Genomic DNA, 16,771 nt, shown 5'->3' on the forward strand with positions numbered 1-16,771 from the left:
GCTTCCAGTTCCTCGTTGACATCGAGGCCTCTGCCCCCTCCATCTGTTACAGACGTGCGCACACCGACGGCAAAGGCCAGACCACGCGCCTGCTGCGCACCGCCCGTGGCTTGCCGAGCAGCCGCCAGGATGCGAAGGGCCAGCGCATCCGCTACGAATACGACCCGGCGATTCGCCTGACTGCACTGGTCAACGAAAACAACGCGGCGTACCAGTTTGCCTACGATGCGTCCGACCGTTTGGTCGAAGAAAAACGCATCGACAACTTGACCCGGCGCTTCAGCTACAACCTGGGTGGGCATCTGACGCAAGTGGATGAAACGGGCTACGGCGAACGCGGCGAACGGCCACAGCGTCGTACCGAATTCGAGCGCGACAGCATTGGCCGGCTGCTGGCCAAGCTCAATGCCGATGCTCGACAAGAATATGCGTATGACGACGGCGACCGTTTGCTGTCGATCCAGCGCCTGCCGACCGCGCAGGGCAAGCAAATCGGCGTCAGTGAGGAAACGCTCGAACTCTCCTACGACCTGCTCGGTCGACTGATCGAGGAGACCACGCCGCAAGGCGCCTTGTCCTACGAATACGATCCATTGAGCAACCTCACCACCCTGACGTTGCCCACCGGTCAACACCTCAATCACCTGTACTACGGCAGCGGCCACCTGCACCAACTCAACCTCGACGGTCAACTGATCAGCGACATCGAGCGCGACGACCTGCACCGCGAAGTCCTGCGCACCCAAGGCGCGCTCACCAGCTGCTTCGGCTACGACGCCATGGGCCGTAAGAGTTGGCAGTTCGCCTCGCGCCTGCCAGCGGAAAAACTCTCGCGCATCCACAACCCCGACATCCAGCCCGACCTGCTGGTGGAGCACGCCTACAATCCGATCCACCGCCGTCACCAGTACGACCCGGCCGGCGAACTGATCCGAACCCTCGACAAACTGCGCGGCGAGATCAAGTACGAATACGAAGCCAACGGCCAGTTGCACAGCCGCGACACCGGCAAGCTTGTCGACAGCGAAGAATTCCGCTACGACGCTGCAGCGAACCGGCTGAACTTCAACACCAGCCAGTTCGACCACGTCAAAGACAACCGTCTCAAACGCTGGCGGGATCAGGAATATGCCTACGATGCGTGGGGCAACCTGATTGAAAAACGCAGCGGCATGGGCAAACTGCAGACGTTTGTTTATGACTGCGAAAACCGCTTGGTCCGGGCCGAGACGCTGGTCAATGGCAAGCTGGAAAGCAGCGGTTTTTATCGGTACGACAGCCTGGGACGGCGGGTCGGTAAGCAGTCCGTTGTTAATGGCGTGATCGAGCAGAAACACTTCTTGTGGCAAGGCCTGCGGATGCTGCGGGAGGAAAGTCCGGGGCAGAGCAGTCTGTACGTTTACGAACCGGGCAGTTATGCGCCGCTGGCGCGTGTCGATCAGGCAGAAGGTGAAGAGCAGCAGCTTTACTACTTCCATACCGACCAGATTGGTACGCCGCTGGAGATGACGGACCGAGAGGGGCAGATTGTCTGGCAGGCGACGTATAAGGCGTGGGGGGCGGTTGAGAAACTGGCGGTCAATGACGTCGAGCAGAACCTGAGGTTTCAGGGGCAGTATTTTGACGACGAGACGGGGCTGCACTACAACACGTTTCGGTATTACGATCCGGAGGTGGGGCGGTTTGTAACGCAGGATCCGATTTCTTTATCAGGAGGCATGAATTTTTACTCATATGCGCCAAGCCCTAATAACTGGGTTGATCCGTTAGGTTGGTGTTCTACGAAGTTAGGTAACAACATGGGAGCAAGCCCCGGCGATGGAATGGCAAATCACCATTTGATACCCGAAGAGCTGATAAAAAGCACTCAGTTCCAAAATATGTTTGGTAGGTTGAAAAAAATTGGTTGGGATCCGGATGGGTCATCCAATGGGATTTTCCTACCTGGGTCAAAAGACCTAGCCAAAACTACTGGCATGCCGGGGCACTGGTCGAATCACGGTCAATACACTGAAGCTGTAAAAAACAAGTTGGTGAAACTTAACAATAACCTGAATAGCTTGACCGATATAGATCTGGCGCTGGGCGTGAAAAATGTTCAAACGTGGGCTTCTCAGGGTCTAGAAGGCGGGCTATTTAAACTTGATTCCATAACCGGTCGGTTGCTTTAAAGGTGGAAAAATGAAGGATATATATATCATTAGTTATGAGCCGGATGGTGATGGAGCTCCATACTTTTTTGATTTGAGTTGGACTCCCGATTTGCCAACCTTTCATTATCCCTCCGAAAACCCAGTGCAAGGTGCTTTGAGTACCTGCTATCGAGCAGTGGCTGATACTTCCAAATTAACAGCAGATTGGTTGCCAGATCATTTTTTGGCGTCCGAAAATTTTTTGGCTGTCTGCGATGCTTTCGAGTGCAAGTACGTTAGCAGGCCAGTTGAGCTTTTTACTCAGGGTATGGTTAAACAAGATAAGTCATATTTTTTCTTCGCTGTTATTGAAAGATTGAGAGCTATGGATTTGGGAAGTTCCTCTTTCGTGCTGGATAGTAATGTGAAGTCAGGCTCATTCGATTCGAAGGGTTCAAGTTATGAGCGTATTGATAAACTTGTTGTTTCAAGTGGGGTGGAATCTGATTTGTTCTATTTTGAAGAGATTCATGAGGTTGCATGCTCTGCTCGTTTTCTGAGTGAATGTGTTGATAAGAAAATCCAGGGTCTTACCTTTAAAAAGATAGATGATGATTATCGATACGCACCATGGGATGATTTTTAGTTAGGTGAAACGTGATGTAATGACGGTCAGAATCGGTTGTTTCGGGCCGAGACATTAGTTAATAGCAGGCTGGAATGTGCCAGTTAGTATCGGTGCACCGGCCAGTTGCTCAACAGCGAAGAATTCCGCTACGACGCCGCAGCGAACCGGCTGAACTTCAACACCAGCCAGTTCGACCACGTCAAAGACAACCGCCTCAAACGCTGGCGGGATCAGGAATATGCCTACGATGCGTGGGGCAACCTGATTGAAAAACGCAGCGGCATGGGCAAACTGCAGACGTTTGTTTATGACTGCGAAAACCGCTTGGTCAAGGCCGAGACGCTGGTCAATGGCAAGCTGGAAAGCAGCGGTTTTTATCGATACGACAGCCTGGGGCGGCGGGTCGGTAAGCAGTCCGTTCTTAATGGCGTGATCGAGCAGAAACACTTCTTGTGGCAAGGCCTGCGGATGCTGCGGGAGGAAAGTCCGGGGCAGAGCAGTTTGTATCTGTATGAGCCGGGGAGTTATGCGCCGTTGGCGCGGGTCGACCAGGCGGAAGGTGAGGAGCAAAAGCTTTATTACTTCCATACCGACCAGATTGGTACGCCGCTGGAGATGACTGACTGTGAAGGGCAGATTGTCTGGCAGGCGACGTATAAGGCGTGGGGTTCGGTTGAGAAGCTGACGGTTAATGACGTCGAGCAGAATTTGCGGTTTCAAGGGCAGTATTTTGACGACGAGACGGGGCTGCACTACAACACGTTTCGGTATTACGATCCGGAGGTGGGGCGGTTTGTTACGCAGGATCCGATAGGGATATTCGGAGGTATCAATCTGTACCAGTATGCACCCAGCGCTATAGGCTGGATAGATCCTCAGGGGCTAGCCACGCTTTTTGAGTTAGGAACATATGGGGGACTAAACGGGACAGCACATGTCGGAGATGGTCTGCAGGCACACGAACTTCTCCGTCACGAGTATCTGGTGCAACAGAATCTTGCAGAAAAGGGCGTTAGGCTTTCAGGTAATCCATCTATTGCTCTTGATTTGGACCATCACACTAGAGGGCCATTAAAAGACACTAGGGGGATTGGTGGTACTCACTGGCATGAAACGCAAATTCGTGAAAGTCAAGGTCTCGGCAGAAATGAGTTTGCGACTTCACTTAAACGAGAACTAGATATAACGTCTGGCGCTCTTAGAAAAAGTGGGGTACCTAGCTCGCGGGTTAAGAAGCTAAAAAGAATGGCGAAAAAATTTCATAGCAGTCTAAGTACATGTGGATGAGGTCATTATGATAACAGTAAAACAAATTATTCCTTCTGATGGTGGTACTGTTACTTCGGGTATCACGTTTGGGGGGCAGGCAGCGGAGGTCGTAGCATGGCCGGTTAACCCTGATGGAGATCCTCTTACCCTAGTTGCTTCGATAGATTGCTCTAAAATTAAAGGCGATATAAAAAATAACAGCTTGCCAAGTGCAGGTGTGTTGTACGTCTTTTCGACTTATAGTAAGTCTGACTATTTTCTTGAGAATATAACGTACAGTGGAGATCCTTCAGAGTTAGAATCTATTTTGAGTGGATATACGCTAGTTGTGCGCAGTGAAGGCGGTGTGTTTCAAACAAGCCCTGTAGATAGTATTCCAGAGGTGGTGGCAGAGTTAAAAGATAGGCAAGTAGAAGAGGAGGAGTTTCCCGTTTTCTCTATGTTTTCAGATTCGGCCCCTCATGGAATGATCGTTCCTGAGACTTTAACTGTAGAATATGATTTTATCTGTCAGCTGTATTCATCAGATTTTTCAGAGCCTTTTAAAGATGTTTTTTATCTCACCGATGCAGTTGGGTATTTGTTTTTGAAAAAAAATGGGAGCGGGGAAGGGGTGTTTTTTGTTCAAACAGGTTGAGAAGCAAATCGAGCTCGATGCGTGAGGTCTAGGATGGCTATAGTCTGTGAAAACACTTTGAGTGCTTTTGCGCAAGGCTTTATTGTAGTGGGTTTGCATTGAAAGTTGCGTCTGAAAAACTTCTATTCTGAGCAGTGCGGCGTAGTAAAACTTTCAAAGTTGCATATAATGAGGGTGATGTTAAGTCGTATGGCATCAGAGAAATTTTGGAAGGCATGCACACAAAGCCAAGCGTTTAAATTTTACTACGAAAATAACGCATTTAAGATTTTTTAAGTTGGCTAGTTTGTCCGCTCTTTAAGAATCTAGATTAATCTGGACAGTACATTTCCTAGTGGCGGGGGCACAGAATACAGGCCAAGACCCTGCTGCCCCCAGCCAGTCCCTGACACCGACAGCAAAGGCCAGACCACGCGCCTGCTGCGCACCGCCCGTGGCTTGCCGAGCAGCCGCCAGGACGCGAAGGGCCAGCGCATCCGCTACGAATACGACCCGGCGATTCGCCTGACTGCACTGGTCAACGAAAACAACGCGGCGTACCAGTTTGCCTACGATGCGTCCGACCGGTTGGTCGAAGAAAAACGCATCGACAACCTGACCCGGCGCTTCAGCTACAACCTGGGTGGGCATCTGACGCAAGTCGACGAAACCGGCTACGGCGAACGCGGTGAACGGCCACAACGCCGTACCGAGTTCGAGCGCGACAGCATTGGCCGGCTGCTGGCCAAGCTCAATGCCGATGCTCGACAAGATTATGCGTATGACGACGGCGACCGTTTGCTGTCGATCCAGCGCCTGCCGACCGCGCAGGGCAAGCAAATCGGCGTCAGTGAGGAAACGCTCGAATTCTCCTACGACCTGCTCGGTCGTCTGATCCAGGAGACCACGGCGCAAGGCGCCTTGTCCTACGAGTACGATCCACTGAGCAACCTCACCACCCTGACGTTGCCCACCGGCCAACACCTCAATCACCTGTACTACGGCAGCGGCCACCTGCACCAACTCAACCTCGACGGTCAGCTGATCAGCGACATCGAGCGCGACGACCTGCACCGCGAAGTCCTGCGCACCCAGGGCGCGCTCACCAGCTGCTTCGGCTACGACGCCATGGGCCGCAAGAGCTGGCAGTTCGCCTCGCGCCTGCCAGCGGAAAAACTCTCAAAAATTCACAACCCCGGCATCCAGCCCGACCTGCTGGTGGAGCACGCCTACAACCCGATCCACCGCCGTCACCAGTACGACCCGGCCGGCGAACTGATCCGCACCCTCGACAAACTGCGCGGCGAGATCAAGTACGAATACGAAGCCAACGGCCAGTTGCACAGCCGCGACACCGGCAAGCTTGTCGACAGCGAAGAGTTCCGCTACGACGCCGCAGCGAACCGGCTGAACTTCAACACCAGCCAGTTCGATCACGTCAAAGACAACCGCCTCAAACGCTGGCGGGATCAGGAATATGCCTACGATGCGTGGGGCAACCTGATCGAAAAACGCAGTGGCATGCACAAGCTGCAGACGTTTGTTTATGACTGCGAAAACCGCTTGGTTAAGGCCGAGACGCTGGTCAATGGCAAGCTGGAAAGCAGCGGTTTTTATCGATACGACAGCCTGGGGCGGCGGGTCGGTAAGCAGTCCGTTGTTAATGGCGTGATCGAGCAGAAACACTTCTTGTGGCAAGGCCTGCGGATGCTGCGGGAGGAGCGTCCGGGGCAGAGCAGTTTGTACCTGTATGAACCGGGAAGTTATGCGCCGCTGGCTCGCGTCGACCAGGCGGAAGGTGAGGAGCAAAAGCTTTATTACTTCCATACCGACCAGATTGGTACGCCGCTGGAGATGACTGACCGTGAAGGGCAGATTGTCTGGCAGGCGACGTATAAGGCGTGGGGTTCGGTTGAGAAGCTGACGGTTAATGCCGTCGAGCAGAACCTGCGGTTTCAGGGGCAGTATTTTGACGACGAGACGGGGCTGCACTACAACACGTTTCGGTATTACGATCCGGAGGTGGGGCGGTTTGTAACGCAGGATCCGATTGGGTTGAGCGGAAGTTTCAATCTTTACAATTATGCGCCAAACTCTACCGGTTGGATTGATCCTTTGGGATGGACATGTTCAACCACTTTGACCGTGAACAAACCGAAAGTATTGAGTAACTCAGAACTTTCAAGCGCGGAACGTAGTTTTCTTGAAAAGCAATTCATGAAAAAACAAAATGCATTGAATCGAGCTGCTAAGAGAGGTGAACTCATATGGTCTCCTGGGACTCATGATGTGAGAATATCGTCTGTACAAGCTTCCTACCGAAAAGCGGTTGCTGCTCGCTTTGAGCGAATGTTTGGACAAGCCCCTGACTTAAGTAAACTTAACGCCGATCACCCTGTAGATCTCATAGTCGGCGGCTCAGCGACTCAGAGGCTGCAAATGCTGAATGAGACGATAAACAAAAGCGTTGGTAGCTCCTTAAAAAATGCCGGTAGGAAAGCAGGCTTGCAGCCCGGTGATAAAATTAGTTCGATAATTTTCAAGTGAGAAAGATTATGGCACAAGAATTTTCTATCTTTACTGATACAGCAACAGTCGCAATATTCGACCTTGCGGCAATAAGGCACAGGATTTCGGATACTCCTGATTGGTGGAGTATTGTTGAGGATGAACTTCAAGAGACCAATGCGGGAAATGTGGCTTTCTTGGGGGTTGGACAAGATGGCAGCTACAAAATAGCGATTGTCGATGACATAGCTGCCGGGTTTGGAGTGTTGCATCTTGGTTTTCCTTCTGGACAAGTGTTCGTCGGTGCAGGTGAAGATGCGACTGGTGGTGATCTTGAGCCTGATGGTTCTGACTCTATTCAAGGGGTTGTCATTAACTTTGAACCAGGGAGCTATTTGATTAAGTATAAAAAAACTGGGAGTGTCGTAGAGTTGGCGTTTCAAGTATCAACTGAAAGATGTAATGAGCTAACGGACTCAATAAGACTCTAAGGCGACATTCCTGACTGAGGTATCTGCGAAGGAAGGTGAGAGGTGTTATGGAATGGGCAGAGTTGGAAAGGTATGTATACAAAGCCACAAAATCTGCTTTTTCGAGTCTAAGAAACTCTCATCTTAAGGTACGCTGCGAATGCCAAAGTCTGATCCGAAAATAAGTGACTCTAATTTAAAGTCGCTGGAAAATGAGGTTGGATATACATTGCCCAGCGATTTTTAAGCTTTTACATGACTCATAATGGTGGGGTCGCGGACAGAGATTGGTGGGGCAGTAGTGATGAGTATGAGTCAGTTCGAGTAAAGAAGTTTAATGCAGTTACCGCATGTGGTGTCTCTGATGCTGATGAGTCGAAATATTGAGGCGATTGTTACGCGGTAATGATCACCAAGGGGGGATGCCTAAAACCTTACTATCGTTTGCAATTGATGGTGGTGGCAACTTTTTTGTCTGGATTTGACCGGCGGCAATGTGTGTTTTTACGCTACTGATTCCTTTGATTCGGAAAGCAACTATGCTGCCAATCATGCAAAAGCCTTTCGTTCGCTTGCAAGTTCGTTTGACGCTTTTGTTGACGGATTGAAAGGCGAGTCGGAGGTCGATCTGTGTAGAGTTCAAAGTCGATTGTGGTGCGGTCACATATCAAGTTTATAAGGAACCGAATGATTGCAACGATTCGCAGGAACGCGACGACCTGCGCACCCAAGGCGCACTCACCAGTTGCTTCGGCTACGACGCCATGGGCCGCAAGAGTTGGCAGTTCGCCTCGCGCCTGCCAGCGGAAAAACTCTCAAAAATTCACAACCCCGGCATCCAGCCCGACCTGCTGGTGGAGCACGCCTACAACCCGATCCACCGCCGTCACCAGTATGACCCGGCCGGCGAACTGATCCGAACCCTCGACAAACTGCGCGGCGAGATCAAGTACGAATACGAAGCCAACGGCCAGTTGCACAGCCGCGACACCGGCAAGCTTGTCGACAGCGAAGAATTCCGCTACGACGCCGCAGCGAACCGGCTGAATTTCAACACCAGCCAGTTCGACCACGTCAAAGACAACCGCCTCAAACGCTGGCGGGATCAGGAATATGCCTACGATGCGTGGGGCAACCTGATTGAAAAACGCAGCGGCATGGGCAAACTGCAGACGTTTGTTTATGACTGCGAAAACCGCTTGGTCAAGGCCGAGACGCTGGTCAATGGCAAGCTGGAAAGCAGCGGTTTTTATCGATACGACAGCCTGGGGCGGCGGGTCGGTAAGCAGTCCGTTGTTAATGGCGTGATCGAGCAGAAACACTTCTTGTGGCAAGGCCTGCGGATGCTGCGGGAGGAGCGTCCGGGGCAGAGCAGTTTGTACCTGTACGAGCCGGGGAGTTATGCGCCGTTGGCGCGGTTGGATCAGGCAGAGGGTGAAGAGCAGAAGCTTTATTACTTCCATACCGACCAGATTGGTACGCCGCTGGAGATGACTGACCGTGAAGGGCAGATTGTCTGGCAGGCGACGTATAAGGCGTGGGGTTCGGTTGAGAAGCTGACGGTTAATGCCGTCGAGCAGAACCTGAGGTTTCAGGGGCAGTATTTTGACGATGAGACGGGGCTGCACTACAACACGTTTCGGTATTACGATCCGGAGGTGGGGCGGTTTGTAACGCAGGATCCGATTGGGTTGGATGGGGGATATAACTTATACAAATATGCTCCTGATCCTACTGGGTGGATTGATCCACTAGGGCTTTGTTCCAAAGCGTTAAGAATAATATGACAAAAGGTGGAACACCCCGCCCTGCAAATTCAGCTGCTCATCATATCGTTGGTGACACCGCTAAGCTTGCAGCTCCTGCGAGAGCGGTCTTGGCAAAGCATGATATTCATGTGGACGATGCGGTCAATGGAGTATTTTTGCCTAATCGAAATAACGTTGATTCGAGCGTGCCGGGGATTCTGCATAATGGTAAGCATCCAAACTCTTATTTTGAAAATGTAAATCAGCTTATAATTAGTGCGGATAAAGCAGGTGGCAAGCCGATGGTTTTGAAAACGATCGATAGAATTCGTAATACATTACTTTCGAGTCCGCGCGATGCGCAATGGTCCGGATTATTTGGGTGATCTATGAAGATTTATTCGATAACACAAGATGACAGATATAAAACATTGGTCGACGCGGATCAGTCGGAAGGTCTGCAAGATTTCGCTACACAGCTAGCGTATGGTGAAACTACTTTAGTGCCTGAGAAACAAATTTTTCAGGTCGTGTATAATAGTGATGATAAAAAAAAATCAAAACTTTCTGATTTTTTTACTTTCTTCAGGCCTGTCTTGGTTGTCTCAGAAAAAGCATATGATGCGCTAAAATTTCTGCAGGGTTTTCCTAGAATAAAACTGCTAGGCCCGCGTACAGGGGATGTCGCCGTATTTATTACCGAGTTGGTATCAAATGCATTTGACTTTGAACAATCCGATTATGATAGGGGGGAGGGCGGTTACGTCGTTTATAAGGCGGTTTTAAATATTTCAGAGAGTCATGTGCGTGAGATTTTTCGCATTCCTGAAAATCCGCAAGTGCTATATGTAAGTCAAGTATTTAAAGACACTGTAGAAGCGCTAGGTCTGAGAGGGGTCGCCTTTAAGGAAGTTGCGCGAAGTTATTAATCGTTATGCGGGGGTGCAATCTTGTTTTGAAGGGGTGGCTCAAGTGGCGAACTCCAAATAGCGCCTCCACGACTTGATAGTAAGGAGATAAACATGGGGGGCTGCAAATGTCAAAGTCCAATCACTAAAATAAGTGACGCTGACTTAAATTCGCTCAAAAAGCGATTGGATACTCATTGTCCGAAGCGTTAAAAAAGCTTTTAACTTGACTAATAATGAGACGAGTTGGAGGTCAATTTGTGAATTAGAGCTCAAAGTCGGATTACGGTGAGTCGCATATCAGGGTGATGAAGAATCGAATAATTGTACCCAGTGCAAGCTTCAAGAACTCATGTCTCTAATTAAAGCAATGTGCCTCGAAATGCGCTAATGAAGATGGGTTATGAAATCTGATCAAGAATTTGTATTGGCAATATTTAATGAGCTGTATACTAAAAATTTAGAACAATATAAGAAATCATTAACTAAGCCGCTCAATAACGAAAATGACCCTTTTGCCAAAGTCAGAAATGCCTTGGCTACGCTTAGCGAGCGCGATAGGGCCAATATTTTTGCTTTTTTTAACGTCATCATTGCTGACAGTGCTTCGGTGGTCTTGGGGGTGCTGGATGGCGTTCATTTCCCTGATGGTATAGATGGAGACTTTGTTGTCACGTGTCACGGAGAGGAAATTCAAGGTGATCTCCTTGATATTTTTATTGAGAAGGCTCAAGAGATTAATGTTTACGGCTGACTAAAAAATATACTTCGATAATTAAACTGAACTTTGTAGCCTGTGTGTAAAGTGTTTCGACAGCGGCGCCATGGACAAAAGCTGGCAGTTCGCCTCGCGCCTGCCAGCGGAAAAACTCTCGCGCATCCACAACCCCGGCATCCAGCCCGACCTGCTGGTGGAGCACGCCTACAACCCGATCCACCGCCGTCACCAGTATGACCCGGCCGGCGAACTGATCCGAACCCTCGACAAACTGCGCGGCGAGATCAAGTACGAGTACGAAGCCAACGGCCAGTTGCACAGCCGTGACACCGGCAAGCTTGTCGACAGCGAAGAATTCCGCTACGACGCCGCGGCGAACCGGCTGAATTTCAACACCAGCCAGTTCGATCACGTCAAAGACAACCGCCTCAAACGCTGGCGGGATCAGGAATATGCCTACGATGCGTGGGGCAACCTGATCGAAAAACGCAGCGGCATGGGCAAACTGCAGACGTTTGTTTATGACTGCGAAAACCGCTTGGTTAAGGCCGAGACGCTGGTCAATGGCAAGCTGGAAAGCAGCGGTTTTTATCGATACGACAGCCTGGGGCGGCGGGTCGGTAAGCAGTCCGTTGTTAATGGCGTGATCGAGCAGAAACACTTCTTGTGGCAAGGCCAGTCGATTTCGATGCCTCGAGCAAGCCCGCGCCTGCGGGGTTCTTTGGGTTAGCGAGAAATAAGCCCGTGATCGAGGGCGTATTTGACCAGCGCCGCCGGTTTGTCGATGTTGAGTTTGCGGCGGATGCTCAGGCGATGGGTTTCCACCGTACGGACGCTGATGTCCAGTTCCCGGGCCATTTCCTTGTTGTTCAAGCCTTGCGCCATTTTGGCGAGTACCTGGCTTTCCCTTGGGGTCAGCTCGTTGTCAGTGTTCCTGTCGGCGATCAAGCGTTGGGCGATTTCCGCGCTGTAGAAGGTTCCGCCGCTGGTGATGGCTTCGATGGCGGCGATGATTTCCCGTGACGGAGCATTCTTCAGCACATAGCCGCTGGCACCGGAACGCACCGATTCACTGACGTATTCGTAATTGTCGTACATGCTCAGCATCAGCACCTTGAGCGACGGGTACTGACTGCGCAGCACGCGGGTCAGCTCCAGGCCGTTCATGTCCGGCAGGCTGATGTCCACCAGCAGCAGGTCCGGCTTACAGCGCCCAACCATCTCGATGGCCTGTGCGCCGTTTTCCGCTTCGCCGACCATTTCCAGTGGCGACATGACGGCCAGCAGCGCCTTGATGCCATCGCGTACCAGGGAGTGATCGTCGACCAGGGCAACGCGGATCGGGGAGGGCAGGTTCATGCAAGGCTTCACTCTTGTTATTCAGGGGTATCAGCGTTGGCGGGTGGGCAGTTGCATCGGAAGCAGAACATCCAGCTCGCTGCGTCCCGCCATCGAAATCAGTTCGAAGCGGCCACCAAAATGCTCGACACGTTCGCGGATATTGCGCAGGCCGATGCCGGCGTGACGCCGTTCGACCTGGGCGACGTTGAAACCCACACCGTCGTCTACCACGGTCAGCCGCACGGATTGTTCACAGCCGCGCAGGGTAATGGAAACGTTTTTTGCCGCGGCATGACGTTCGATATTGGTCAGGCCTTCCTGCACGATGCGGAACAACGCAACAGCGGCGCCATCCACCAGCTGACAGTCGAACTCATTGTCGTCATAGGTCACCGTGAGTCCGCTGCGCTGTTCGAATTCCGCGGCCAATTGGCCGATTGCCGCCGACAGGCCAAGGGTGTCGAGCAAGGATGAGCGCAGGTCGTGGGACAGGCTGCGCACCTCGCCAATCGCTTCGCCCAGCCGTTCGGTGGCGTCTCTTAACGTGCCCAGGCCTTTGTCTTGAGCCTGACCGTTTTCCAGCAGATGGCTGGCCAGTTCGAACTGAAACTTGATCGAGACCAGCACCTGGCTGATGCCGTCATGCAGCTCGCGGGAGACCCGTGAGCGTTCTTCCTCCTGGAGGCTGACGATACGCTGGGTCAGGCGCTGCAGCTTTTTGTCCGCCAGACGGTGCTCACTGACGTTGAGGGTCATGCCGGTGGCGAACACGAACAGCACCGCAACGAGGGCGACCACGGCAATCGCCATCATGGTCTTGCGGATGCCCATGGCCACTTCGTCACGGGCCTGTTGGGTGGCGCGCTCGACGTCTTCGAGGTAGATGCCGGTGCCGAGCATCCAGCCCCAGCGATCGAGCATCACCACGTAGGCCAGCTTGTCGGTCACTTGACCGGAGGACGGTTTGTTCCAGGCATAGCGTTGAAAGCCTTCACCCGACTGCGCGCTTTTGAGCAGCGCCTGGATCACCGGCAGGCCATGGGGGTCTTTCATGTCCCAGAGGTATTTGCCCACCAGTTCCGACTGCCGCGCGTGCATCAGGCTGCGGCCCTCGTGGTCGTACACGAAGAAGTAGCCGTTGATACCGAAACTGAGTTTGCGCAACTCTTCGAGCACTTTTTGCTGGGCGTGGACGTCACCGTGACCGTCGTCGTAAAGCGGCTCGATCAGGCTCTGCGCCATTTCGACGTAGTTTTTCAGTTCCGCGCGTTTGCTCGCCAGAATGCTGTCTTCGATCAACTGAGCCTGCTGATCACCGAGTTGGCGATTCAGGGAAATCACCAGCGCGCAGATGACGGCAATGGCCAGCACCAGCGGCAGAATCCCGAGGGCGACGATCTTGTGTTTGAGCTGCATCTCTAATCCTGGCGGGGCCGGGGAGGGCGAAGGCTCGGCATCATATGCCAAAGCGAGGGCGGGCCAGTAGCGCGGCTGGACGGAATGACCGGTGAGCGGGATGTCATTGAGTTGAAAGACCAAACCTGTGGGATCCATCCCGTCTACGTAGAACTACGTAGAGAGCGCGTACGTAGTAACGCGGATTTATTTGTGGACGGCATGCGCGGATATTGGGCCAGCTCCGCACAGCGGACACAATTATAAAAATTACCGCCGCAGTCACGAGCTGTCGGCAGGAGACCCTCTATGCCCCGTCTGGCTAAACACCTCGGCTGGTTTGCCGTGGCTGTCCTGGGAGCGATTGCGCTGAGTGTCGTGGCCTTGCGCCGCGGCGAAGCGATCAACGCCCTGTGGATCGTCGTCGCAGCTGTTGCCATCTACCTCGTTGCCTACCGCTATTACAGCCTGTTCATCGCCAATAAAGTGATGCAGCTGGATCCCAATCGCGCCACCCCCGCCGTACTCAATAATGATGGCCTGGACTATGTCCCGACCAACAAGCACGTGCTTTTTGGTCACCACTTTGCGGCCATTGCCGGTGCTGGGCCACTGGTGGGTCCGGTTCTGGCGGCGCAAATGGGCTATCTGCCCGGCACGCTGTGGCTGATCGCCGGCGTGGTGCTGGCCGGTGCCGTTCAGGACTTCATGGTCCTGTTCATGTCCACCCGCCGCAACGGTCGTTCCCTGGGCGACATGGTCCGCGAAGAAATGGGCCGCATCCCCGGCACCATCGCGCTGTTTGGCTGCTTCCTGATCATGATCATCATCCTTGCGGTGCTGGCGTTGATCGTGGTGAAAGCCTTGGCTGAAAGCCCGTGGGGCATGTTCACCGTCATGGCGACTATCCCGATCGCGATGTTCATGGGCATTTACATGCGCTACATCCGTCCGGGCCGTATTGGTGAAATTTCCGTCATCGGCGTATTGCTGCTGCTGGGTTCGATCTGGCTGGGCGGGCAGATTGCTGCCGATCCAGTGTGGGCCAAGGCGTTCAGCTTCACCGGCGTGCAAATTACCTGGATGCTGATCGGCTACGGGTTTGTCGCTGCAGTTCTGCCGGTGTGGCTGATCCTGGCACCGCGAGACTACCTCTCGACGTTCCTGAAAATCGGCACCATCGTCGCCCTGGCCATCGGTATTCTGGTGACCATGCCTGAGTTGAGAATGCCGGCGCTGACCCAGTTCGTCGACGGCACCGGTCCGGTATGGAAGGGCGGTCTGTTCCCGTTCCTGTTCATCACCATCGCCTGTGGCGCGGTCTCCGGTTTCCACTCGCTGATTGCTTCCGGCACCACCCCGAAGTTGCTGGCCAGTGAAGGTCATGCCCGTTACATCGGTTACGGCGGCATGCTGATGGAGTCGTTCGTGGCGATCATGGCCATGGTGGCTGCCTCGGTGATCGATCCGGGTGTGTACTTCGCCATGAACAGTCCGGCCGCCGTCGTCGGTGCCGATGCTGTTACCGTCGCGCAAACCGTCAGCAGCTGGGGCTTTGCAATCACCCCGGAAGCGCTGCAAGCGGTCGCCCATGACATCGGTGAAACCACCATTCTGGCCCGTGCCGGTGGTGCGCCGACCCTGGCAGTCGGTATCGCGCAGATTCTGCACAGCGTGCTGCCGGGTGAAAACACCATGGCGTTCTGGTACCACTTCGCGATCCTGTTTGAAGCGCTGTTCATCCTCACCGCAGTCGACGCTGGTACCCGTGCCGGTCGTTTCATGCTGCAGGATTTGCTTGGCTCGTTCGTGCCGGCGTTGAAACGCACCGAATCCTGGACCGCCAACCTGGTGGCAACCGCTGGTTGCGTGGCGATGTGGGGTTACCTGTTGTACCAAGGCGTGATCGATCCGCTGGGTGGCATCAACACCCTGTGGCCGCTGTTCGGTATCTCTAACCAGATGCTGGCCGGTATCGCGCTGATGCTCGGCACCGTCGTGCTGATCAAGATGAAACGCCAGCGTTATGTCTGGGTGACGTTGCTGCCGGCTGTTTGGCTGCTGATCTGCACCACCACCGCAGGCTTCATCAAGCTGTTCGACGCCAATCCGGCAATCGGCTTCCTGGCCCTGGCCAAGAAGTACAGCGATGCGCTGGCCAATGGTCAGGTGCTGGCCCCGGCGAAGAGCGTTGACCAGATGCAGCACGTGATCTTCAACGCTTACACCAATGCAACGCTGACCGCTTTGTTCCTGTTCGTGGTGTTCAGCATCCTGTTCTTTGCGCTCAAGGTCGGCATCGCCGCCTGGGGCACCAAGGAACGCACGGATAAAGAAGCGCCCTACCAAGCGCTGCCGGATGCCTGATCATGTTCAATGACCTGAGTCGTCTCGGCAAATACCTCGGTCAGGCCGCACGCCTGATGGTGGGCATGCCCGACTACGACAACTACGTCGAGCACATGCAGACCAAACACCCGGACAAACCGCTGATGGACTACGAGGCGTTCTTTCGTGAACGCCAGGAGGCCCGTTACGGCAGCAAGGCTGGACCGAAGTGTTGTTGAGTGAATAAAAAAACCGGCCTGAACAGGCCGGTTTTTTTTATGCGCGATGTTGTAAAGCCCTCGAATCACGCCGCAAGGCGATCCGAGTCATCATCACTGTGCGAACGCTGCGCCTCAACCTTGCATTCGCCAGGCGTGGAGTCTCGCCGTTGTGCTTGCAGTGCACGATCAGCCAGTTTGGCGTTGTGAATCAGGCGACACAGCACGGCGGCAGTGGCGATGGACAACAGTGGCCAGTAAATGAACAGCGCTTTCAGGGACATGGTGTTTTCTCACGCTGCCGACGTTTTTCGTGACTGCCGAATCTGTACGGCAGTTATGTAGTGTCATTGTGACATCTTTTTATGACAAATAATGTTGATTGTTGTGCTTGAGCATGAAAATTCTGTAGGAATTGCCATTTGCCCATGACTTCCCAAACCAAAGCGGGATAGCCGTTTGTCGGGGGTATCGGTATGCTCTGCGCGTCGT

The 16,771-nt window shown here is 53.2% G+C and carries 11 protein-coding genes and 6 pseudogenes; 14 read left to right on the plus strand and 3 right to left on the minus strand.

Annotated elements, in window-relative coordinates; translation table 11 throughout:
- Positions 1–56 precede the first annotated feature (56 nt).
- The 12 genes and pseudogenes from KHO07_RS11175 to KHO07_RS11225 all read left to right on the plus strand — a co-directional run.
- Positions 57–1,775 (plus strand): annotated as a pseudogene (locus KHO07_RS11175) (RHS repeat-associated core domain-containing protein); the annotation flags it as partial.
- Positions 1,776–1,865: 90 nt separating this feature from the next.
- Positions 1,866–2,171, plus strand: a pseudogene (locus KHO07_RS29420) (AHH domain-containing protein); the annotation flags it as partial.
- Positions 2,172–2,181: 10 nt separating this feature from the next.
- A complete protein-coding gene (locus KHO07_RS11180) occupies positions 2,182–2,778 on the plus strand; it encodes a hypothetical protein (RefSeq protein WP_212627209.1) in 597 nt (198 codons plus the stop codon).
- A 90-nt stretch (positions 2,779–2,868) separates the two neighbouring features.
- Positions 2,869–4,047 (plus strand): annotated as a pseudogene (locus KHO07_RS11185) (RHS repeat-associated core domain-containing protein); the annotation flags it as partial.
- A 7-nt stretch (positions 4,048–4,054) separates the two neighbouring features.
- Entirely contained in the window at positions 4,055–4,666 is a 612-nt protein-coding gene (locus tag KHO07_RS11190) for a DUF1963 domain-containing protein (protein ID WP_212627211.1), read from the plus strand.
- Between the two features lie 390 nt (positions 4,667–5,056).
- Positions 5,057–7,192, plus strand: a pseudogene (locus KHO07_RS11195) (RHS repeat-associated core domain-containing protein); the annotation flags it as partial.
- 8 nt (positions 7,193–7,200) lie between these two features.
- The gene (locus KHO07_RS11200; RefSeq protein ID WP_150700966.1) at positions 7,201–7,644 is read left to right on the plus strand and encodes a DUF6386 family protein; all 444 of its coding nucleotides are present in this window, start codon (positions 7,201–7,203) and stop codon (positions 7,642–7,644) included.
- A 674-nt stretch (positions 7,645–8,318) separates the two neighbouring features.
- A pseudogene (locus tag KHO07_RS11205) lies at positions 8,319–9,392 on the plus strand (RHS repeat-associated core domain-containing protein); the annotation flags it as partial.
- Positions 9,393–9,406: 14 nt separating this feature from the next.
- Complete coding sequence (locus KHO07_RS11210) at positions 9,407–9,757, plus strand: AHH domain-containing protein (RefSeq protein ID WP_155292778.1); 351 nt, start codon at positions 9,407–9,409, stop codon at positions 9,755–9,757.
- 3 nt (positions 9,758–9,760) lie between these two features.
- The gene (locus KHO07_RS11215) at positions 9,761–10,300 is read left to right on the plus strand and encodes a hypothetical protein (RefSeq protein WP_212627212.1); all 540 of its coding nucleotides are present in this window, start codon (positions 9,761–9,763) and stop codon (positions 10,298–10,300) included.
- Positions 10,301–10,682: 382 nt separating this feature from the next.
- Positions 10,683–11,033: a hypothetical protein gene (locus KHO07_RS11220; protein ID WP_150736167.1), complete on the plus strand. Its 351-nt coding sequence runs from the start codon at positions 10,683–10,685 to the stop codon at positions 11,031–11,033.
- A gap of 76 nt (positions 11,034–11,109) precedes the next feature.
- Positions 11,110–11,673: pseudogene (locus KHO07_RS11225) on the plus strand (type IV secretion protein Rhs); the annotation flags it as partial.
- Positions 11,674–11,723: 50 nt separating this feature from the next.
- Here KHO07_RS11225 and KHO07_RS11230 read toward each other — a convergent pair.
- Positions 11,724–12,356, minus strand: a complete 633-nt coding sequence (locus tag KHO07_RS11230; protein ID WP_075949495.1) for a response regulator transcription factor — start codon at positions 12,354–12,356, stop codon at positions 11,724–11,726.
- Positions 12,357–12,386: 30 nt separating this feature from the next.
- Complete coding sequence (locus KHO07_RS11235; RefSeq protein WP_212627213.1) at positions 12,387–13,754, minus strand: cache domain-containing protein; 1,368 nt, start codon at positions 13,752–13,754, stop codon at positions 12,387–12,389.
- Positions 13,755–14,042: 288 nt separating this feature from the next.
- Between KHO07_RS11235 and KHO07_RS11240 the strand changes: the two genes are divergently transcribed.
- Both KHO07_RS11240 and KHO07_RS11245 read left to right on the plus strand, forming a co-directional pair.
- Positions 14,043–16,100, plus strand: coding sequence for a carbon starvation CstA family protein (locus KHO07_RS11240; protein WP_075949493.1), 2,058 nt, complete (start codon positions 14,043–14,045; stop codon positions 16,098–16,100).
- Positions 16,101–16,102: 2 nt separating this feature from the next.
- A complete protein-coding gene (locus tag KHO07_RS11245) occupies positions 16,103–16,300 on the plus strand; it encodes a YbdD/YjiX family protein (protein ID WP_034150399.1) in 198 nt (65 codons plus the stop codon).
- A gap of 65 nt (positions 16,301–16,365) precedes the next feature.
- Here KHO07_RS11245 and KHO07_RS11250 read toward each other — a convergent pair whose 3' ends face one another.
- Positions 16,366–16,563, minus strand: a complete 198-nt coding sequence (locus tag KHO07_RS11250) for a hypothetical protein (RefSeq protein ID WP_212627214.1) — start codon at positions 16,561–16,563, stop codon at positions 16,366–16,368.
- Between the last annotated feature and the right edge of the window lie 208 nt (positions 16,564–16,771).

Origin of the sequence: Pseudomonas sp. PP3, assembly GCF_905336995.1 — a bacterium.
Classification (GTDB): domain Bacteria; phylum Pseudomonadota; class Gammaproteobacteria; order Pseudomonadales; family Pseudomonadaceae; genus Aquipseudomonas; species Aquipseudomonas reinekei.